Annotated in this window: 19 protein-coding genes; 8 read left to right on the top strand and 11 right to left on the bottom strand. The window is 39.3% G+C overall.

From position 1 onward, the window contains the following. Positions 1-38 precede the first annotated feature (38 nt). The 11 genes from AC3WR0_RS23430 to rpmH form a co-directional block, all read right to left on the bottom strand. On the bottom strand, positions 39-755 hold the full coding sequence (locus AC3WR0_RS23430) for a DUF554 domain-containing protein (RefSeq protein ID WP_492554528.1): 717 nt from the start codon (positions 753-755) through the stop codon (positions 39-41). A gap of 127 nt (positions 756-882) precedes the next feature. Continuing rightward, positions 883-1,731, bottom strand: coding sequence for a ParB/RepB/Spo0J family partition protein (locus AC3WR0_RS23425; protein ID WP_027320403.1), 849 nt, complete (start codon positions 1,729-1,731; stop codon positions 883-885). Next, positions 1,724-2,485, bottom strand: coding sequence for an AAA family ATPase (locus tag AC3WR0_RS23420; RefSeq protein WP_027320404.1), 762 nt, complete (start codon positions 2,483-2,485; stop codon positions 1,724-1,726). Before AC3WR0_RS23420 ends, AC3WR0_RS23425 begins: the two co-directional genes overlap by 8 nt. 167 nt (positions 2,486-2,652) lie before the next feature. After that, positions 2,653-3,540, bottom strand: coding sequence for a nucleoid occlusion protein (gene noc / locus AC3WR0_RS23415; protein WP_492554527.1), 888 nt, complete (start codon positions 3,538-3,540; stop codon positions 2,653-2,655). Between the two features lie 123 nt (positions 3,541-3,663). Next, entirely contained in the window at positions 3,664-4,380 is a 717-nt protein-coding gene (gene rsmG, locus AC3WR0_RS23410) for a 16S rRNA (guanine(527)-N(7))-methyltransferase RsmG (protein WP_492554526.1), read from the bottom strand. Positions 4,381-4,420: 40 nt separating this feature from the next. After that, on the bottom strand, positions 4,421-6,310 hold the full coding sequence (mnmG, locus tag AC3WR0_RS23405) for a tRNA uridine-5-carboxymethylaminomethyl(34) synthesis enzyme MnmG (RefSeq protein ID WP_492554525.1): 1,890 nt from the start codon (positions 6,308-6,310) through the stop codon (positions 4,421-4,423). A gap of 71 nt (positions 6,311-6,381) precedes the next feature. Next, a complete protein-coding gene (gene mnmE, locus AC3WR0_RS23400) occupies positions 6,382-7,767 on the bottom strand; it encodes a tRNA uridine-5-carboxymethylaminomethyl(34) synthesis GTPase MnmE (protein ID WP_492554540.1) in 1,386 nt (461 codons plus the stop codon). Positions 7,768-8,264: 497 nt separating this feature from the next. Continuing rightward, entirely contained in the window at positions 8,265-8,885 is a 621-nt protein-coding gene (gene jag / locus AC3WR0_RS23395) for an RNA-binding cell elongation regulator Jag/EloR (RefSeq protein WP_492554524.1), read from the bottom strand. Next, positions 8,882-9,667: a YidC family membrane integrase SpoIIIJ gene (spoIIIJ, locus tag AC3WR0_RS23390; protein ID WP_492554539.1), complete on the bottom strand. Its 786-nt coding sequence runs from the start codon at positions 9,665-9,667 to the stop codon at positions 8,882-8,884. Before spoIIIJ ends, jag begins: the two co-directional genes overlap by 4 nt. 66 nt (positions 9,668-9,733) lie before the next feature. Next, positions 9,734-10,075: a ribonuclease P protein component gene (gene rnpA / locus AC3WR0_RS23385; RefSeq protein WP_492554523.1), complete on the bottom strand. Its 342-nt coding sequence runs from the start codon at positions 10,073-10,075 to the stop codon at positions 9,734-9,736. Positions 10,076-10,170: 95 nt separating this feature from the next. Continuing rightward, on the bottom strand, positions 10,171-10,305 hold the full coding sequence (rpmH, locus tag AC3WR0_RS23380; RefSeq protein ID WP_081679967.1) for a 50S ribosomal protein L34: 135 nt from the start codon (positions 10,303-10,305) through the stop codon (positions 10,171-10,173). 1,173 nt (positions 10,306-11,478) lie between these two features. Here rpmH and dnaA point away from each other — a divergent pair. The 8 genes from dnaA (at position 11,479) to AC3WR0_RS23340 (ending at position 21,841) form a co-directional block, all read left to right on the top strand. Next, entirely contained in the window at positions 11,479-12,825 is a 1,347-nt protein-coding gene (gene dnaA / locus AC3WR0_RS23375) for a chromosomal replication initiator protein DnaA (RefSeq protein ID WP_027320413.1), read from the top strand. A gap of 186 nt (positions 12,826-13,011) precedes the next feature. Then, a complete protein-coding gene (gene dnaN, locus AC3WR0_RS23370; RefSeq protein ID WP_492554522.1) occupies positions 13,012-14,148 on the top strand; it encodes a DNA polymerase III subunit beta in 1,137 nt (378 codons plus the stop codon). Between the two features lie 228 nt (positions 14,149-14,376). Continuing rightward, complete coding sequence (gene yaaA / locus AC3WR0_RS23365) at positions 14,377-14,592, top strand: S4 domain-containing protein YaaA (RefSeq protein WP_492554521.1); 216 nt, start codon at positions 14,377-14,379, stop codon at positions 14,590-14,592. A 17-nt stretch (positions 14,593-14,609) separates the two neighbouring features. After that, a complete protein-coding gene (gene recF, locus AC3WR0_RS23360; protein ID WP_492554520.1) occupies positions 14,610-15,728 on the top strand; it encodes a DNA replication/repair protein RecF in 1,119 nt (372 codons plus the stop codon). Positions 15,729-15,737: 9 nt separating this feature from the next. Next, positions 15,738-15,977 carry an extracellular matrix regulator RemB gene (remB, locus tag AC3WR0_RS23355; protein ID WP_027320417.1) on the top strand — a complete coding sequence of 80 codons (240 nt, stop codon included), beginning with the start codon at positions 15,738-15,740 and terminating at the stop codon, positions 15,975-15,977. Between the two features lie 64 nt (positions 15,978-16,041). Then, positions 16,042-17,964 carry a DNA topoisomerase (ATP-hydrolyzing) subunit B gene (gyrB, locus tag AC3WR0_RS23350; RefSeq protein ID WP_027320418.1) on the top strand — a complete coding sequence of 641 codons (1,923 nt, stop codon included), beginning with the start codon at positions 16,042-16,044 and terminating at the stop codon, positions 17,962-17,964. Positions 17,965-18,093: 129 nt separating this feature from the next. After that, entirely contained in the window at positions 18,094-20,667 is a 2,574-nt protein-coding gene (gene gyrA / locus AC3WR0_RS23345; RefSeq protein ID WP_492554519.1) for a DNA gyrase subunit A, read from the top strand. Positions 20,668-20,761: 94 nt separating this feature from the next. After that, positions 20,762-21,841, top strand: coding sequence for an HD-GYP domain-containing protein (locus AC3WR0_RS23340; protein ID WP_492554518.1), 1,080 nt, complete (start codon positions 20,762-20,764; stop codon positions 21,839-21,841). The last annotated feature ends 325 nt before the right edge of the window (positions 21,842-22,166 follow it).

The raw sequence follows: 22,166 nt of genomic DNA, 5'->3' as shown, positions 1-22,166 counted from the left end.
AATATTATTTTAATTTCTTATTACGTTTTCATAACATTTTAGAAAAAGTGATGATATTGATAAATGACCGAAACAATTAGGCCCGTTACCAAAATCCCAGGTAAAAAGTTAGCTACTTTTATTTTAGTCATCCCCGTAAGGTTGAGTCCAATAGCAAAGATCATGACTCCTCCGGTAGCCGTCATTTCTGTAATGAACTGGTCCATCAATGCCTTGGGAACAATGGTATCAATTTGAGTAGCAAAAAGTGCAATTAACCCTTCATAAAGCATAACAGGAACTGCTGAAAAAAGTACGCCTATCCCAAGAGTTGTTGTTAAAATAATGGAAGTGAATCCATCAATAATAGACTTGGTATAAAGAACATCATGGTCGCCTCTTATTCCACTATCAAGAGCACCGATTATTGCCATTGCACCTATTACGAAAATAAGGGTGGCTGTTACAAAACCTTCTGCTATACTCCCTTTACCCGTGGAGGGACCCAGCTTTCGTTCAAGCCACATTCCGAGTTTATTCAACTTGTCCTCCAGCGCCCATACTTCTCCCAGTACAGCACCTATAACCAGACTGAGAATTACGATCAGAAAGTTTTCACTCTTTAATCCCATTTGTAAGCCTAAAACCATGACAGCAAGCCCAATAGCATACATTACCGTTACCTTCATACTCTCCGGTATACGATTAAGTATTTTCCCAAGAAGTGTACCAATAATAATTAAAGCTCCATTAACCAACGTACCCAGTAAAAACATTTTATCCACCTATTCTTCGTATTACGAAATGTATTAAGTACAAACTATCATATTATACTAGCATATGGAAGAGCAAAGGGAGAGAAGTATTAGATAAAGTGCAAAAAATAAACCATCAAATGATGGTTTATAGGTCACCCTGGTCCAATAGCTGTAATATCCTCTCAAGATCATCTTCTGAAAAGAATTCAATTTCTATTTTCCCTTTATTTTTTGACGCTTTTATATTAACTGTTGTTCCAAACTTCTCCCTTAATGAGTTTTCACGCTGCTGAATAAAGATATCCTTTTTCTTTTCCGGCTTTTGTGTTTCACGTGAAACATTTTCATTTATATTCTGAATTAATTTTTCCAGCTGGCGTACATTAAGGTTTTCATTGATTATTTTCTCAACAATTGCAGGAATCTTTGCCTTTTGGCGAAGACCTAGAAGCGCGCGTCCATGGCCCATTGAGATTTTACCGCCAGATATTAATTCCTGAACCTTTGGAGGAAGTGAAAGGAGACGAATATGATTAGCAACATGAGGCCGGCTCTTACCAAGGCGTTTTGCAACCTCTTCCTGAGTCAGCTTTAGCTTTTCCATTAATGTTTGGTAGGCAATACCTTCCTCGATTGGGTTTAAGTCTTCCCGCTGAAGGTTTTCAAGAACCGCGAGTTCCATCATTTGCTGTTCGGAAAGTTCTCTGACAACAGCAGGAACAGATTCAAGCTTAGCTTCTTTTGCTGCCCTAAATCGTCTTTCACCAACTACAATTTCATAGCCTTTGATACTTTTACGGACTACAAGAGGCTGTAAAATTCCGTGCTGTAAAATAGATTCCTTGAGTTCATTAATTGCATCCTGTTCAAAAACCTTACGTGGCTGATATGGATTGGGACGAAGCTGATTAATTTTAATATCCTGGATTTTTTCTTCCTTGCCTGCTTCTTGGAAAATAGCATTAAGGCCTTTTCCTAATCCTCCCTTAGCCATTTGAAACCACTTCCTTTGCCAAATCTAAATAAACTTCAGCACCTCGAGACTTCGGATCATAAATAATAATCGGTTCTCCATGGCTCGGAGCCTCACTTAGCCTGACGTTTCTTGGAATAATGGTTTTATAGACTTTATCCTGAAAATACTTTTTTACTTCCTCAATTACCTGAATGCCGAGATTTGTCCGGGCATCAAGCATTGTTAAAAGTACTCCTTCAATCTTTAAGTCCTGGTTCAAATGTTTTTGAACTAATCGTACTGTATTTAATAGCTGGCTTAAGCCTTCCAAAGCATAATATTCACATTGAACGGGAATTAAAACAGCATCAGAAGCAGTCAGCGCATTAATAGTTAGCAGGCCTAATGAAGGAGGGCAGTCGATTATAACATAATCATAATCTCCCTTTACTTCCTCTAGAGCCCTCTTTAGACGAACTTCACGGGAAATAGTAGGAACCAATTCGATCTCTGCTCCTGCTAGTTGAATTGTAGCTGGAATGGCAAAGAGGTTCTCTACGGCTGTAGGTTTAATAACATCCTTTGCCTCCACATCATCTACTAATACATCATATATGCACTGATCAACATCAGCTTTGTCAATTCCAATTCCACTGGTCGCATTGCCCTGCGGGTCAATGTCTACCATCAGAACTTTTTTTCCTATGTATGCTAAGCAGGCGCCCAGGTTGACTGAAGTAGTCGTTTTTCCGACTCCCCCTTTTTGATTCGCGATTGCAATAATTTTGCCCACGATGTCACCTACCCCTTTAAAAATTCATGGAGTTTAAATAAACAGCCACGAAATCTATTTTATCATGAAAACGATATATTGTAGGTTTTTTTCTAAAAATATTCAAGTCACTTAAAAGTGAATAAAAGAAAAAACCGAACATTCGTTCCGTTCGGTTTAGGAGATTACTATTTCTTTTTAGGTATTTTAATAGTGAATTGATAAAATTCTTCAAATTCCTTTTCTTCAGCGTCTAGATTTATCCCACTGTCTGAAACCATTGATAAGGACTGACGGATTGTATTGACAGCGATCCTCATATCCTTACTGAATGCTTTTCTTTTCGGTTTGGGTTTCCCTGTTTTTTCTTCAAGGAGCTTAACCACACGTTCTTCCGTTTGCTTAACATTTAGATTCTTTTCAATGATTTCCTCAAGCAGCTTCACCTGCTTTTGAGGATCCTTCAGAGGAATAAGGGAGCGGGCATGCCGTTCACTGACAAGCTTATTCAGTAATGCATCCTGTACCTCTCGAGGCAACTTCAAAAGGCGAAGTTTATTAGCAACGGTGGACTGCCCTTTTCCCAGACGCTGTGCTAAAGCCTCTTGCGTTAAACTGTGTATTTCCAGGAGCTTTCCATAGGCCATTGCCTCCTCTATAGGTGACAATTCCTCCCGCTGAAGATTTTCTATTAATGCAACGGAGGCCGTTTCAGAATCGCTCATATTTTTTATTATGGCAGGAACTTCTGCCCAGCCAAGCTTTTTCATAGCCCGCCAGCGGCGTTCTCCAGCTATAATTTCATATCTTTCTTCTTCATATTCACGGACAACAATTGGCTGAATGATGCCGTGAATATGGATTGTTCTTGATAATTCCTCTATTTTATCCTCATCAAATACCGTTCGAGGCTGAAATCGGTTTGGAACAATTTGATCTATCGGCAGCTTTCTTATTTCTTCCGACTCAATTATTTCTTCCGACTCAATTATTTTTTCGTTCTCCAATTCCTGATCCATTCCCAACTGGTTTCCCTTATCGCTCAGGCCAAAAAAGCGCGAAATCGAATGCTTCATCCCCAGCACCACCTTTTCGAAACTCCCTATTACTAATTCTCTGTTAAATTGACAAGTTCCTGCTGCACACTATAATTTCATCTGCAATTGCTGTCGTTTCACCAAGTTTTTCAGCAAACTGTCCTATTCAATTGGCATTTTATTAGGCGTTCCTGGCTTCCTTGGATACTTTTTCGGTGTTGCTTTTTCTTTACTGATAATAAGAATATTTCGTTCGCTTTCCTCAACAGGCAAGGTAAAGGTGAAAATATTTTCAATTTTGCCGCCTAATATAGATAATGCTTTTTGGCCAGAGGTAATCTCGTCCTGGGCACTAGCTGCTTTAAGAGCCAGAAAGTAACCTTCCTTCCTTACCAGTGGCAAACAAAGTTCACTTAATACTGAAAGTCTAGCCACCGCCCGGGCGGTAACGACATCAAATGATTCACGGTATTCGCTTCGAACTCCAAATGTTTCTGCCCTATCGTGAATAAAATGAACATTGGACAATCCCAGCACATTTGAAAGATGATTTAAAAAGTTGATTCGTTTATTCAATGAGTCAACAATAGTTACATCCAGTTCAGGGAAGACAATTTTTAAAGGAATACTAGGAAACCCTGCTCCGGCCCCGACATCACAAAGCCGGATAGGTTTTGTAAAATCAAAATAAAATGCAGCTGTAATGGAATCATAAAAATGCTTTAAATAAACTTCTTCCTCATCAGTAATGGCAGTTAAGTTCATCTTTTCATTCCATTCCACCAAGACCTTATAGTAAGTATCAAATTGTTCCATTTGCTTGTCCGATAACAAGATTCCTCTATCAGCGAGCATAGCTTTAAACTGTTCTTTATTCATCTGCAACTCTTCCTCGCTCTATATTAAAATCGGGCTTTATTTATTCATTGGAAACGCGGGCAATTCGTCCTTGTTCCAAGTAAACAAGAAGAATGGAGACATCAGCAGGATTAACACCTGAAATTCTTGAAGCCTGAGCAATAGATAAAGGTTTAATTTGCTTTAGTTTTTGCCTTGCTTCCGTTGCAAGTCCTGTTATAGCATCATAATCAATGTTTTCAGGAATCTTTTTGCTTTCCATTTTCTTCAGTCGGTCAACCTGTTGAAGTGATTTTTCAATATATCCTTCATACTTGACTTGAATTTCAACCTGTTCCTTCACTTCATCATCGAGATTTAATTCATTGGGCGCAAGCTTCTCAAGAAGTTCATAGTTCATCTCAGGCCGCTTCAGTAAATCGGAGGCACGGATTCCGTCCTTCAGCTCGCTGCCGCCAATGCTTCGAATGAGGCTCTGAACCTCTTCAGAAGGTTTCAGAATGATAGAATAAAGTCTTTTCTTATCCGCTTCAATCTGATCTTTTTTAACAGAATACCTTTCGAATCTTCCTTCTGATATTAAACCGATTTTATGGCCTATTTCAGTAAGCCTTAAATCAGCATTATCATGGCGAAGAAGCAAGCGGTACTCCGCCCTGGAAGTCAGAAGCCGGTAGGGTTCATTAGTTCCTTTTGTTACAAGGTCATCAATTAAAACACCAATATAGGCATCCGAGCGGCTCAAAACGAGTTCCGGTTTATCCAAAGCCCTTAGTCCTGCATTGATTCCGGCCATGATTCCCTGTCCAGCTGCTTCCTCATAACCTGAAGTACCATTAATTTGGCCAGCAGTGTAAAGATTTTTAACCTTTTTAGTTTCAAGTGTGGGCCATAATTGTGTCGGTACAATCGCATCATATTCAATAGCGTAGCCAGATCTCATCATCTGAACATTTTCAAGGCCGGGAATGGTCTTTAAGATCTGCTGCTGGACATCCTCTGGAAGACTTGTTGACAACCCTTGAACATAAACTTCCTGGGTGTTTCTGCCTTCAGGCTCAAGAAAAATTTGATGGCGTGGCTTATCATTGAAACGGACCACTTTATCTTCAATAGAAGGGCAGTACCGTGGACCGGTACCTTTAATCATCCCTGAATACATAGGGGATCTGTGTAAGTTTTGGTCGATTAGCTGATGAGTTGTTTCATTTGTATAAGTCAGCCAGCAGGGAAGCTGGTCTGTTATAAATTTTGTAGTTTCGTAGGAAAAAGCCCTTGGTGTTTCATCCCCTGGCTGGATTTCCGTTTTACTGTAATCAATTGTCTGACTGTTAACTCTTGGAGGTGTTCCTGTTTTGAAACGGACAAGGTCAAAGCCAAGCTCTTCAAGATGATCGGACAATTTTATAGATGGCTGCTGGTTGTTAGGACCACTTGAATATTTTAATTCTCCAAGTATAACTTCTCCACGCAGGTAAGTTCCAGTAGTAATAACAACCGTTTTGGCACGATATACTGCTCCAGTTTTTGTAATAACCCCTTTGCAGACTTCATCTTCGACAATCAGCCGCTCGACCATGCCCTGTACAAGAGTCAGGTTAGGAGCATTTTCAATTGTCTTTTTCATTTCATTCTGATAGGCAAATTTATCAGCCTGTGCTCTCAATGCCCTAACTGCAGGACCTTTACCAGTATTGAGCATTCTCATTTGGATATAAGTTTTATCTATATTTCTTCCCATTTCCCCGCCAAGAGCGTCAATTTCACGGACTACAATCCCTTTGGCAGGTCCCCCGACAGACGGATTACATGGCATAAATGCAATCATATCAAGGTTAATAGTAATCATAACCGTTTTGGCACCAAGCCGGGCAGCAGCCAGTCCAGCTTCACAGCCTGCATGGCCTGCACCAATGACAATTACGTCATAATCTCCTGCTTCGTATGGCATTTTGCTGCCTCCTTTTAAAGAAATAATAATTAGCTATAAAAATGCTTCGCTAAATGGGCACTTTCACCTTTTTATTTTCCTAGGCAAAACTGAGAAAATAATTGGTCAATTAAGCTTTCGTGAACACTTTCTCCAACGATTTCGCCTAGCAATTCCCATGTTCTCGTTAAGTCAATTTGTACTATATCAATTGGAGTTCCAATTTCCACTCCTTCGATAACCTCTTCAATGGTTCCGAGAGCCTGGTTCAGAAGGGCGATATGGCGTGCATTTGAAACATATGTCAAATCGCCGCTTTCAATTGTGCCTTCAAAAAACAGTGAAGAAATAGCCTCTTCCAACTCATCTACACCGCGATCTTCAAGCAGAGAAGTAGAAACAATCTTATGTTCTTTTGCCAATTCTTTTACCCGGTCCATATCTATTTTAGCCGGAAGATCCGTTTTATTTACAATGACAATAACATCAAGCCCTTCAACTGCACGGAAAATGTTTTCATCCTCTTCAGTTAAAGAATCAGAGTAATTTAACACAAGCAGAATCAAGTCTGCTTCCTTTAAAACCTGGCGTGATTTTTCTACACCAATTCTTTCAACGATATCCTCGGTCTCCCGAATTCCGGCTGTATCCACCAGCCTTAACGGAACTCCTCTTACATTTACATATTCCTCGATAACATCTCTCGTTGTACCTGGAATATCAGTCACAATAGCCTTATTTTCATGAACCATGCTATTTAAAAGCGAGGATTTACCGACATTTGGCCGTCCAACAATAACAGTTGATAATCCTTCACGCAAAATTTTACCCTGCTGCGATGTTTGCAAGAGATTCTTTATTTCAGTTTGAACAAGTGATGCTTTTTCAAGCAGCATTTTATGTGTCATTTCTTCTACATCTTCATATTCAGGGTAGTCAATGTTTACCTCTACATGTGCAAGGGTTTCAAGGATTTCCTGTCTAAGCTTTCGGATTAGCCTTGATAAGCGCCCTTCCATTTGCCCAAGTGCTACGTTCATTGCTCTGTCAGTTTTGGCCCTGATTAAATCCATAACTGCCTCAGCCTGCGATAAATCAATCCGTCCATTTAAAAATGCACGTTTTGTAAATTCTCCAGGTTCCGCAAGCCTTGCCCCATTTTTCAAAATAAGCTGGAGCACTCGATTGACGGAAACTAATCCGCCGTGACAGTTTATTTCGACTACATCTTCCTTCGTAAAGGTCTTCGGACCCTTCATAACCGTAACCATTACCTCTTCAACCTTACTGCCATCCTTCGGATCAAAAAGATATCCATAATGAATCGTATGGGAAGGCACTTTTAGCAGCTTTTTACCACCTATACCTTCAAAAATCTTATCTGCAATTTTTATTGCGTCATCCCCGCTCAGGCGAACAATTGCAATTGCCCCTTCTCCCATTGGAGTGGATATTGCTGCAATGGTATCAAATTCCACCATTTTCACCTCTTTTCTAACATTAAATTATCTAGATCTATTTATAGTGCTTTTCTGCACATTTTATTAGGTAAATTCCCCAAAATACTAGAATACCATATCAATTTCGCTTAAAAAAGATAATCCGCTCTTTATCTAAGGAACTTTTGAACATTGCTTTAGTATATTATCCACAGGTTAGTATTTTCACTTCTTCTATTTTAACTTATCCACATGTGAATAACAATGAAGCGAGAAAAGAATAAATAGAGTTGCAACTAGCGGAACTCCTCATTCTAAAAAGAAAAGTCAGCAGGTCCCCGAGCCTTTAGGTACAGAGCAGAGCCCTAGTGCACTTATCAAGCTCAAAAAAAGGAATGCTTTTTCCTCATGAGAAGTAAATCTGACGAAGCCTTTCTGTCTGTCGAATATCTTTTTCTGAATTTATGGATTTAGCCAAAAAAACACCCTGCCTTAGAGACAGGGTGTTGTATTAATCTTTTTAAGGATCAGTAGGATTATCTTACAGGAGATATGACAATGTGCCTGTGTGGCTCAACTCCATCAGAAGTTGTTTTTACCCGCCTGTTCTCCATCAGAGCAGAATGAATAACTTTTCTCTCATATGAAGGCATTGGCTCAAGTGCAACATCTTTGCCCGTTTTGGCTGCTTTTTCTGCCAGGCGCTGTGCCAATTGGGTTAATGTATCATTCCGTCTTTGACGATAGTCCTCAGCATCAAGCAATACTGTCAAATACTGGTCTGAAAAGCGATTAATCACAAGCTGTGTAAGATATTGCAGTGAATTTAATGTTTGTCCCCGTTTACCAATTAGAAGAGCGATTTTTTCCCCTGACATTAAAAAATGAACATGCTTGCCATCGCGTTTTACTTCAATTTGAATAGGCGCACCCATTTTATCAGCAACATTCATTAAGAAATTCCTGGCTTCTTCAACAGGGTCATTTTTAATGGTTACTTTTACAATTGCCGGCTTTGAGCCGAAAATCCCAAATATCCCTTTTTTACCTTCATTAATTACAGATACTTCTGTGCGGTCTTTTGTTGTTTTTAATTGAGCTAAAGCTGATTCTACTGCTTCTTCGACGGTTTGTCCTGTAGCAGTTACCTGTTTCACTTTTTTGCTCCTCCCGCTTTTCCGGTTTCTGGTGTCTTTTTCAGGTCCGGACCTTTAATAAAATATGTCTGAACAATCATGAATAAGTTTCCTACTACCCAGTACAAAGAAAGTGCTGCCGGAAACTTAACTGCAAAGATAATAATCATAATTGGCATCATCCAAAGCATCATAGCCATTTGCGGATTTTGATTTTCTGTGCCGGCCATCATCATTTTTTGCTGTATAAATGTTGTAGCACCGGCTATTAGAGGCAGAATATAGTAAGGATCCGGTGATCCCAGATCAAACCAAAGAAAGTTTTGCTCCGATATTGCCCTTGTTCGGGAAATAGCGTGATAAAAACCGATAAGAATCGGCATCTGTATTACTAATGGAAAGCATCCTGCTAATGGATTGACACCTTGTTTTTGAAACAGCGCCATCGTTTCCTGCTGAAGCTTTTGCTGTGTTTTTTGATCCTTTGAGCTGTATTTTTCTTTCAGCTTGGCCATCTCTGGCTGTAATGACTGCATTGCCTTCGAATTTCTTGTTTGTTTAATCATAAGCGGCAAAAGAAGCAGGCGGATCAAAATAGTAACAACAATAATCGACAACGCATATAGACCCCCAAGAAGGTGGGCAACCTTAGTTATCAGCCAGGATAATGGATAAACAATGTACTCATTCCACAAACCTTTGCTTTCTGGGGTAATCGGCTGCTTTATTTCTGAACATCCTGTTAAAAGCAGAATCAAAGAAACCAAACCGATCAAAAGTAATATTCGTTTCTTCAACCGTATATTCCTCCTATCCATATATATTTGAATAATAATTATTAAAGTTATGTAAAAACCGGCATAGCCAGATTATTTCCTTAGTACTTTCCCTACTTTTAAAACATGAGTAAGGCTTTTCTTTACCTCAGAAAAATCCATCTCTGCGACCGGTTTTCTAGCTATGATGACATAATCATTTTCAGGCATTATCTGATCCATTAATTCTAAAACAGATTGACGGACATACCGCTTAATCTGATTTCTCATTACTGCATTACCGATTTTTTTGCTGACAGAAAGGCCAATCCGAAAATAAGGCTGTCCCTCTTTCTTTAATGCATAGACAATAAATTGCCTGTTAGCAAATGATCGGCCATTTTTGAAAGTATCCTGAAATTCCTGATTCTTTTTTATTCGAAATTCTTTTTTCATGTTTTTTCACCTTTAGTCCAGTTGGTCTTAAATGGAGCGACAATTCTACTATAACCATTTATTTTTAAAAAAAGACCACTGAGACATTCAGTGGTCTAGGCTGATAATACTTTTCTTCCTTTTAGACGACGGCGAGCAAGAACTTTACGTCCGTTTGCTGTGCTCATACGACTACGGAAACCGTGAACTTTGCTGTGTTTACGTTTGTTTGGTTGATATGTTCTTTTCATTATATGACACCTCCCTGAGGAATAGCTGTTAAAGACAGTCTTAATTATTATAAAGACGGACCCCCCGAATTGTCAACTCTTCCTCCGATATTTCCTTTTGATATGTATTATTACTTTTTAAATCATCGGATCTGTTCACCATCTTAATATTAGAAAATCTGCTCTTTAAAAAAGGGATCCGTTAACTTTTACTCCTAATTTTTATAGGTTCTTTTCTAATGGATTACTGCAATTTACTGTGAGCAAAAATAGACTCGCTTTCCGCGGGCAATCCGCGAGCCTCCTCGGTCGCTAACGACCTGTGGGGTCTCGCCTGGCTTGCTTTTCCCGCAGGACGTTGAGATTGCATCGGGAATGGGCACCGCACGAAGAAAATGCGAATGCATTTTCGAGGATCTCGCCTATTTTTACTTTTATAAACAACAAAGTTTTCGAAAAGAGCATTTTTATAAGAAAGCGCAGCACGAAGTAAATGCGAACGCATTTTACCAGAACTGTCCCACATTCCCTAGAATCAACCTATTGATTAAACAGCTTTAAGAATTTCACTTTACTTCGCTCATAACAAAGCTGGATCCGGTCAGCTAAACTTCCTCTTATTTAATTTTTAGCCAGGAGGAAATTTTAATTGAAACCAAAGCATACAATAATGCCTATCCATCCAATTTACCATTTTTAAAAATACACCCATTTTTCTTTAAAAAGAGGCCTGTGGATAAAAAATCGACATTTTTTTTGATATCCACATAGCTTACTGACAAGTTTTTCACAAACCAGCGCCCTGTGGACAATTTTTAAGCACATCCTGTCAAGCTTGTGGATAAACTATCAAAAAGCATTGCAACTCTTAGAAAAATTTGATATTATATTTGTGTTTTCACTCTTAATAACTTTAATCAATTTATTTTTTATCCACAGTTTGTGGATAACTTGTGGACAGGTTATTCCCACCCTTTGTAGAAACTTGTCCACAAGCGGTGGATATTGTCGAAACTCCACAATCTTTCCTTATTATATGTTTTTCCACAAACAACGTTTCGTATATTTATAAATCATGGGTTGTACAGCTTGTATAACCTTTTATTTTAACGAAACAGGACATCGTTCTTTCGCGCAGCAGAATGCCAAAAGACCCAGGTGTTTAAAAATTTAAATAGAAAAGGAGGGAACCAATTGGAAAATATTGCGGATCTTTGGAATGCTGCTCTCAGCAATATCGAGAAAAAGATAAGTAAGCCCAGTTTCGATACTTGGCTTAAATCAACAAAAGCACATTCTCTACAGGGCAATTCGCTCGTCATTACGGCACCGAATGAATTTGCCCGAGATTGGCTGGAAGAGCGCTATTCACAATTGATTTCGGGGATTCTATATGAAATTACCGGCGAGGAACTAACGGTTAAATTCATCATTCCCCAAAACAGGAATGAAGAAGATGACACCTTCCCGATCCCTGTAAAAAAGCCCAAAAAAGATTATGAGCAGACAGAGTTTCCGCAAAGCATGCTCAATCCTAAATACACATTTGATACATTTGTTATAGGATCTGGCAACCGATTTGCCCATGCAGCTTCACTTGCAGTAGCTGAAGCACCTGCAAAGGCCTATAACCCATTGTTTATTTATGGGGGAGTCGGTCTCGGAAAGACCCACCTTATGCATGCAATTGGGCATTATGTACTTGACCATAATCCGCAGGCAAAGGTTGTCTATTTGTCTTCTGAAAAATTCACTAATGAGTTTATAAACTCCATCAGAGACAATAAAGCAATTGAATTCCGCAATAAATATAGAAATGTTGATGTATTGCTTATTGATGATATTCAGTTTTTAGCCGGAAAAGAATCAACACAAGAGGAATTTTTCCATACTTTTAATACTCTTCATGAAGAAAGCAAGCAAATTGTCATTTCCAGCGACCGGCCGCCAAGGGAAATTCCAACATTAGAAGACCGCCTTAGGTCGCGATTTGAATGGGGATTAATAACTGATATTACACCTCCAGATCTTGAAACAAGAATTGCGATTCTGCGAAAAAAAGCAAAAGCAGAAGGCTTGGATATACCAAATGAAGCCATGCTTTATATTGCAAATCAAATTGATACCAATATTCGTGAACTTGAAGGTGCACTTATTCGTGTAGTAGCCTACTCTTCACTTATTAATAAAGATATAAATGCAGATCTTGCGGCAGAGGCGTTAAAAGATATAATTCCTAGCTCAAAGCCTAGGATTATTACCATTCTTGAAATCCAAAAGACTGTGGGCCAGCATTATAATATAAAGCTTGAGGATTTTAAAGCGAAGAAAAGAACAAAATCCGTTGCTTTTCCAAGGCAAATCGCCATGTATTTATCAAGGGAATTAACGGATTATTCACTGCCTAAAATTGGAGAAGAATTTGGCGGACGTGACCATACTACCGTTATCCACGCCCATGAAAAGATTTCTAAGCTGATGCAGGTAGATGCTAACCTTCAAAAGCAAATGAAGGAATTAAATGAATTGTTGAAAGTCTAGCCGATCTGTGCATAACTCGACCTCATATACACACAGTCTGTCCACATGTGGATAGGCTGTGTTTCCTTTGATAATAAGAGTTATCCACATACTAACAGGCCCTACTAGTACTTCTACTTTTTTTTAATAAAAATATTATTATATGACTGCGTCAGATTAAATATGCTAAAACGGAGGATTTTGAGTATGCGATTTATAATCCAGCGTGACCGTCTGGTTCAAAGTGTCCAGGATGTCATGAAAGCTGTAACGAGCAGGACAACTATTCCTATTTTGACAGGTATTAAGATTGTTGCCGATCATGAAGGAGTAACGTTAACAGGCAGTGATTCTGATATTTCAATTGAATCTTTTATTCCTAAAGAGGAAGAAGGAAATGAGATTGTTGAAATTAAACTGCCGGGAGCAATCGTTCTTCAGGCTAAATTTTTCAGTGAAATCGTTAAAAAGCTTCCAACCGATAGTGTAGAAATTGAAGTACAAAATCATTTACAAACCGTTATTCGTTCTGGTAAATCGGAATTTAATTTGAATGGCCTGGATGCGGAAGAATATCCTCACCTTCCACAAATAGAAGAAAATAATAAATTTAGTATTCCAACTGATCTTTTAAAAGCAATGATCAGACAAACTGGTTTTGCAGTGTCCACCTCAGAAACACGCCCTATCTTGACAGGTGTAAACTGGAAAATGGAAAACGGGGAATTAATCTGTATTGCAACAGATAGCCATCGCCTGGCTTTAAGGAAAGCAAGAGTCGAAACAGAAATGAATGATAACTATAATGTGGTTATTCCAGGTAAGAGCTTAAGTGAATTAAGCAAAATTGTGGATGACAGCAATGAACACGTAGATATTGTAATTACTGAAAACCAAATCCTTTTTAAAGCTAAACACCTGCTATTCTTTTCAAGATTACTTGAAGGTAATTATCCTGATACATCAAGACTCATTCCAAACGAGAGCAAAACAGACGTAACAGTAAGGGCGAAAGACTTCCTTCAGGCAATAGATCGTGCATCTCTGCTGGCAAGAGAAGGCAGAAATAATGTAGTCAAACTAGCTACTCTTGAAGATGAAGGACTTGAAATTTCTTCAAATACACCGGAAATTGGAAAGGTTGTTGAGGAAGTACAAAGTCAGGCAACAGAGGGAGAAGAACTGAAAATCTCATTTTCAGCTAAATACATGATGGATGCTTTAAAAGCACTCGAAGGAACAGACATAAAAATCAGTTTTACGGGGGCAATGAGGCCGTTTGTCATTAGGCCTGTGCATGATGAAACAATTCTCCAGTTGATTTTACCGGTAAGAACTTATTAATTTAGTAAAGTTTCGCTTTTAATCTCTGTCCAGCTTAAAGCGGGCACTTACAATTTTTCTTCGGATACACTGAACGAGGTTGCATAAACTACACATGGAGAGGCTGCCAGAAAAAACGCTGGCGGCTTTCTTTCCTTTCCGAAAGACTATTTTTAGCTTTTCTTTGTAGAATTCATTTTTTTTTAGTAAAATAAAGTATTAGAGACCATAACGGAAATGAGTGAGAAAATGCCTTCAAAAATAAAGATTGGGACCGAATATATTACCTTGGGGCAATTCCTTCAAGTAGCAGAGGTAATCCAGACAGGCGGAATGGCTAAGTGGTTTTTAAGTGAATATGAGGTTTTTATTAACGGAGAACAAGACCAAAGAAGAGGGAAAAAGCTTCGGGAAGGTGACCGGATCGAAATTCCAGGACATGGTGTTTTTACTATAACGCGATAGCAAAAGGAAGTTAAAGTATGTACATTGAGCATTTAGCACTGCAAAATTATCGTAATTATGAAGACATTTCACTTGAATTTGAAAATAAAGTTAATGTCATTCTGGGTGAAAATGCTCAAGGGAAAACGAATGTTATGGAATCCATCTATGTTCTTGCCATGGCAAAGTCACATAGAACCTCCAATGATAAAGAACTTATTCGCTGGGACCAGGATTATGCTAAAATAGAAGGCAGGGTCCAAAAACAATATGGAGCGCTGCCTATGCAGCTGATCATTTCCAAAAAAGGCAAGAAGGCAAAATGCAATCATATTGAACAGCAAAGACTCAGCCAGTACATAGGCAATATGAATGTTGTCATGTTTGCTCCAGAGGATCTAAATCTTGTTAAAGGAAGTCCTCAGGTACGCAGGCGATTCATCGATATGGAAATTGGCCAGGTTTCTCCTGTTTATCTTCATGATATGAGCCAATATCAAAAAATACTTCAGCAGCGTAATCATTATTTAAAAATGCTTCAGATAAATAAACAAAGTGACCATACAATGCTTGAAATTTTGACCGAGCAATTTATTCAGGTTGCCGTTAAAATTGTTGCCAAGCGTTTTGAATTCCTGCGTCTTTTGGAAAAATGGGCCCTGCCAATTCATAAAGGCATTTCGAGACAGCTGGAAACGCTGAAAATAGATTATAATCCCTCTGTTGATGTATTAGAAGACCAGGATTTGTCGAAAATGATAGAAAGATTTGAAGAGAGGTTTCATAAGACCAAAAAAAGAGAGATTGAGCGCGGTATGACCATGTTTGGACCTCATCGTGATGATTTGCAGTTCATAGTGAACGGACGAGATGTGCAAACATTTGGTTCACAGGGACAACAAAGGACAACTGCTCTATCAATTAAATTGGCAGAAATTGAATTGATCCATTCGGAAATTCGCGAGTACCCCATTTTGCTCCTCGATGATGTTTTATCTGAATTGGATGATTACCGGCAGTCCCATTTGCTCAATACCATACAAGGAAAAGTCCAAACCTTTGTTACTACCACCAGCGTGGAGGGAATTGACCATCAAACATTGAAGGAAGCATCTACCTATGAGGTAGAATCAGGAACAATCCGGAAAGTTAATTGAGGTGGAATCATGTATATCCATATTGGAGAAGAATATTCCCTCCGTGCAAAAGATATTATTGCTATTTTAGATAAAGATTCAGCCTCCTCTTGCTTTGTAGAAGAATTTTTAAAACAGAGGGAAAAAGAGCTGATAAACCTTTCCAAAAATCCCTATAAATCAATCGTTATTACAGAGGGCAAAGTATTTCTTTCCCCCTTTGCTTCAGGTACGTTGAAGAAAAGATCAACTCAAATGAGTGAGTTTTAAAATAGTATTATAAAATTCAGCGATTATTTAGAGTTACAAGAAAGTGCAGGTGAACGGTATGACTATGGAGAATAAAGCAGTTGAGGAACAAGCTTATGACGAAAACCAGATACAGGTACTTGAAGGATTGGAAGCGGTTCGGAAGCGTCCGGGAATGTATATCGGTTCAACAAGCGGAAGAGGCCTCCATCACCTAGTCTGGGAAATCGTCGATAATAGTATAGATGAAGCCCTTGCAGGATTTTGCGATGAAATCAATGTGATAATAGAAGAGGATAACAGCATAACTGTCATAGATAATGGACGTGGAATCCCAGTTGGTATCCACGAAAAAATGGGACGTCCTGCAGTAGAGGTTATTATGACAGTACTCCATGCCGGAGGTAAATTTGGCGGCGGAGGTTATAAGGTATCCGGAGGACTGCATGGTGTAGGTGCATCAGTTGTTAACGCCCTATCTACTGTGCTGGAAGTCTATGTTCATAGGGATGGACATATTTATTATCAAAAATTCGAGCGCGGAGTGCCCGCTGCGGACCTTAAAATAATTGGTGAAACTGACCACACTGGTACTACTACCCACTTTAAGCCAGATCCAGAGATCTTCACTGAAACTCTTGAATATGAATATGAGACGCTCGCAAACCGTCTGCGTGAGCTTGCATTCCTTAACCGCGGACTTAAGATTACGATTGAAGATAAGCGTGAGGAAAATAAGCGGAATGAGTACCATTACGAAGGCGGGATTAAGTCTTACATTGAACATTTAAATCGAACAAAAGAAGTTGTTCATGATGAGCCTATTTACATTGAGGGCGAGCGTGATGGAATTACCATAGAAGTCGCCCTTCAGTACAATGAGGGCTATACAGGCAATATTTATTCATTTGCCAATAACATCCACACTTATGAAGGCGGAACGCATGAGTTCGGCTTTAAAACTGCCTTAACAAGAGCCATAAATGACTATGCTAGAAAAAACGGAATCTTTAAGGATGCAGATGCCAATCTTTCCGGGGAAGATGTCCGTGAGGGTTTAACTGCAATTGTTTCAGTAAAACACCCCGATCCACAGTTTGAAGGACAAACAAAAACCAAACTGGGAAATTCCGAAGTAAGAACAATAACCGATAGTGTTTTTGCTGATCACTTTGAGAAATTCCTTTTGGAAAATCCAACTGTGGCCAAAAAAGTTGTCGAAAAAGGCCTTATGGCAGCCCGGGCAAGACTGGCAGCTAAAAAGGCACGTGAGCTTACCCGGAGAAAAAGTGCATTAGAGATTTCAAGCCTCCCTGGTAAACTTGCTGACTGTTCTTCCAAAGACCCAGCCATTAGTGAAATATACATTGTTGAGGGTGATTCAGCAGGAGGATCTGCTAAACAGGGACGTGACCGTCATTTCCAGGCCATACTTCCTTTGAGAGGTAAAATCCTCAATGTTGAAAAGGCCCGTCTAGATAAGATTCTATCTAACAATGAAGTTAGAGCCATGATAACCGCAATCGGCACCGGAATTGGTGAGGATTTTGATATCTCCAAAGCTCGGTATCATAAAATTGTCATCATGACGGATGCTGACGTTGACGGAGCACATATTCGGACTTTGATTTTGACTTTCTTTTATCGTTATATGAGACAAATAATTGAAGCTGGCTATATTTATATTGCACAGCCGCCATTATACAAAGTCCAACAGGGAAAACGTATTGAATATGCTTATAATGACCGGGAACTGGATCAAATATTCGCAGAGCTTCCAAGCCAGCCAAAGCCAAATATACAGCGTTATAAAGGTCTTGGTGAAATGAATCCTGACCAATTATGGGAAACAACAATGAATCCAGACACAAGGACTATGCTGCAGGTTAGCCTGGACGATGCAATTGAAGCCGATGAAACCTTTGAAATGCTAATGGGTGATAAGGTTGAACCACGCAGAAACTTTATTGAAGAAAATGCTCAATATGTAAAAAATCTAGATATTTAAAAACCCGAAAGAAGGATATTTGCAGGATAGAGGTGTTTCCGCTATCCTCCTTTTATCTTTTATGACGAAATTTGTTTGCAGTTATATGTGCTTCATAACACCAGTTTCTAAAAAGGAGGTCTTTCTGAAATGGCAGAAACACCGAATTCTCAAGTAAGAGAAATTAATATTAGTCAGGAAATGCGATCATCATTCCTTGATTATGCAATGAGTGTTATTGTATCGCGTGCCCTCCCGGATGTCCGGGACGGATTAAAGCCTGTACATCGCCGTATTTTATACGCTATGCATGACCTTGGAATGCATTCGGACAAACCCTATAAAAAGTCTGCCCGTATCGTTGGAGATGTAATTGGTAAATATCATCCCCACGGTGACTCGGCTGTTTATGAAACAATGGTCCGTATGGCACAGAATTTTAACTATCGTTATCCGCTTGTTGATGGACACGGAAACTTTGGTTCGGTCGACGGTGATTCAGCGGCCGCTATGCGTTATACAGAATCCCGTATGTCCAAGATATCAATGGAATTACTCCGGGATATCAATAAAGACACTATTGACTATCAGGATAACTATGATGGTGAAGAAAGAGAACCAGTAGTCCTTCCAGCTCGCTTTCCGAACCTTCTTGTAAATGGCACTACAGGGATTGCTGTAGGTATGGCTACCAATATTCCTCCTCATCAGCTTGGAGAAGTAATTGATGGTGTTCTTGCTGTCAGCCACGATCCTGAGATTTCTGTTCAAGAATTGATGGATATCATTCCAGGTCCTGATTTTCCAACTGGGGGATTAATTCTTGGGCGCAGCGGAATCCGCAAGGCATATGAGACTGGACGCGGTTCCATTACGATTAGAGCAAAAGTGGAAATTGAGCAGAGATCGAATGGCAAAGAGACCATTATTGTTAATGAAATCCCTTATCAGGTTAATAAAGCTCGCCTTATTGAAAAAATTGCGGAATTAGCACGTGACAAGAAAATTGATGGCATAACTGATTTGCGTGATGAATCCGACCGCAGAGGAATGCGGATTGTAATGGAAGTGCGTAGGGATGCGAATGCCAATGTGATTCTTAATAATCTGTATAAACATACAGCACTTCAGACAACATTCGGAATCAATACTCTAGCCCTTGTTGGTGGGCAGCCAAAGGTATTAAATATAAAGCAGTGTCTTGTATATTACCTTGAGCATCAAAAAGTGGTTATTCGCAGAAGAACAGAGTTCGAGTTAAGAAAAGCAGAAGCAAGAGCACATATTCTCGAAGGCTTGCGAATTGCTTTGGATCACTTAGATGAAGTAATCAATTTAATCAGAAGCTCGCAAACAGCTGAAATTGCCCGCGAGGGATTAATGACAAACTTCAGCTTATCTGAAAAGCAGGCACAGGCTATTCTGGATATGCGTCTCCAGCGTTTAACGGGTTTGGAAAGAGAAAAGATTGAAGATGAGTACCAAAGCCTGGTTAATCTTATTGCTGAACTTAAAGCAATTTTAGCTGACGATGAGAAAGTCCTTGAAATTATTCGTGAAGAACTGACTGAAATCAAGGAGCGTTTCAATGACAAGCGCCGCACTGAGATCGTTACTGCGGGCCTTGAAAACATTGAAGATGAAGATTTAATCCCGCGTGAAAACGTAGTAATTACCCTTACTCATAATGGCTATGTTAAACGTCTTCCTGTTTCAACCTACAGGGCTCAGAAGCGTGGAGGCCGAGGAATTCAGGGGATGGGAACTAATGACGATGATTTTGTTGAACACCTAATCACTACATCAACCCATGATACAATTCTATTCTTTACGAATAAAGGTAAGGTTTACCGTTCGAAGGGTTACGAAATTCCTGAATTTAATAGGACAGCGAAAGGAATTCCAATTATTAATCTTCTTGGTATTGAAAAAGGAGAATGGGTCAACGCTATTATCCCGGTTGAAGAATTCGTTGATAACTGGTTCCTATTCTTTACCACTAAAGAGGGAATTTCAAAACGATCTCCACTTACATCCTTTGCTAACATCAGAAATAATGGCTTGATTGCCCTGAATCTCCGTGAAGGTGATGAGCTTATTTCTGTTCGTCTAACAGATGGCAGCAAAGAAATTATTATTGGAACGAAAAAAGGAATGCTGATTCGCTTCCCTGAAACAGATGTCCGTACAATGGGAAGAACAGCTACCGGAGTAAAAGGAATCACCCTTGGAAGTGATGATGAAGTCGTTGGCATGGAGGTTCTGGAGGAAAACAGTGAAATTCTTATCGTTACAAAGAATGGTTATGGTAAACGAACTCCTGCTGCGGAATATCGGATCCAGGGCCGTGGCGGTAAAGGTATCAAAACAGCTAATGTAACGGACAAGAACGGAGACCTCGTATCCATGAAGGCAGTAACTGGTGAAGAGGATCTCATGCTGATTACAACAGCAGGAGTACTCATCCGTATGGGCGTTGATGGCATTTCTACAATGGGAAGAAGCACCATTGGCGTTAAACTCATAAGCATAAGAGAAAATGAAAATGAGTTTGTTGCGACTGTTGCTAAGGTAGAAAAAGAAGAAGAGAAGGCAGATGATTCTGAGGAATCAGATGAAATAGAAGGCAGTGAACAGCAGCAATTAGATGAAACTGTTTCAGAGGGATCTGAAGATCTCGAAAGCAGTAAGCCCGACACAGATTCTGAGTCAGAAAGCGAATAATATAAAAAAATTTTAAGAGGAGCACCTATGGTGTTCCTCTTTTTGGTAAAATATAAATTATTCCAGAAATTAATGAATTATCGGGGTGGCTTCGGTGCGCGTAGGTATAAAAGAACTTCAAGAGGGCTGTATTTTATCTGAGGATATTTTTTGCAACACAAATCGTCCTATTATCCCTAAGAAAACTGTTTTGGATAATAGTCGGATAGAAGTATTAAAAGCATTCCTTATACAAAACGTTGATGTAGAAAAGACTCTTATATCAGGTATGCCCTTTATTCCATTACATGTAATCGAAGAGCAGCCGAAGACTGAAAAACAAACTAACACCTATAGCTTCCATGATTTATTTCTACAATCTGTTCTCCTTTTTAAAAAGGAATTTCAATCTTGGCAGTCTGGCTTGAATATAGATATCGGAAAGGTAAGAGCTTTGTTATTGCCTTTATTGGATAAAATGGACAGCAATCCGTCGGAGATCTTTAGCCTTTATCATTTTTCTACAAAGGAGGACTATCTCTTTCACCATTCCGTTGCAGTAGCCATTATTTCCGGATATATCGGGCAGCGTTTAGGATACCAGAAGGGTGACATAGTTCAAGTGGTAATGGCTGGCTGCCTTGCTGATTGTGGGATGGCAAAAATTAAACCGGGAATTATAAATAAGAAATCTTCTCTTACCCAATATGAGTATGAGGAAGTAAAGAAGCATCCAATATATAGTTATCGAATGGTGGAAAGTGTCCAAGTCCTTAGGAAAGAAACAAAAGCTTCGATACTGATGCACCATGAGCGCCTTGATAGAAGCGGGTACCCATTCGGGGAAGCAGATGCCAAAATACCTGAATATGCCAAAATAATTGCTGTTGCTGATGTTTTCCATGCTATGACTTCAGAGCGCCTGTATAGGAGCAAGCAATCGCCTTTTAAGGTTCTTGAGATGATTCTTGAAGATAACTTTGGCCAGTTTGATATAAGTATTCTGAAGGAGCTTCAGGCAGGTATTCTTAATTTCTCTGCCGGAAGCCAGGTGCGATTGTCTGATGGCAGAGAAGCTGAAATCCTCTTTATTGATATGAAACAGCCGACAAGGCCAATTGTTCGGATCATAGAAACTGATGAATTATATCCTCTAGACCGAAATCGGCGAATCTTTATAGAGGAAATTCTTTAAACCTGGGAGCCAGATTCAATATCTGCTCCTATTTTTTTTACTAGCTTGATAAATAAATAAATGGCTGGTATAATCACTAGAGTCAGATTGTTGCCAAGCAGTATGAAATTAAATCAATAAATAACTGTTGACATCAAATTTGATAAATGTTATATTATTAAAGTCGCTTCGGGGCGACGGTGAGAAATTGATCTTTGAAAACTAAACAAACAAAGCGTGAACAAACAAACAATAACATGATGAATTCATTCATCAGCCAACGTAACTTTATGAGCTAAAACTCATACTCTTTATCGGAGAGTTTGATCCTGGCTCAGGACGAACG

This window comes from Neobacillus sp. FW104-15D2 (genome assembly GCF_058790155.1).
The sequence above is the reverse complement of the archived record's forward strand: the minus strand, read 5'-3'. Positions and strand labels throughout refer to the sequence as shown.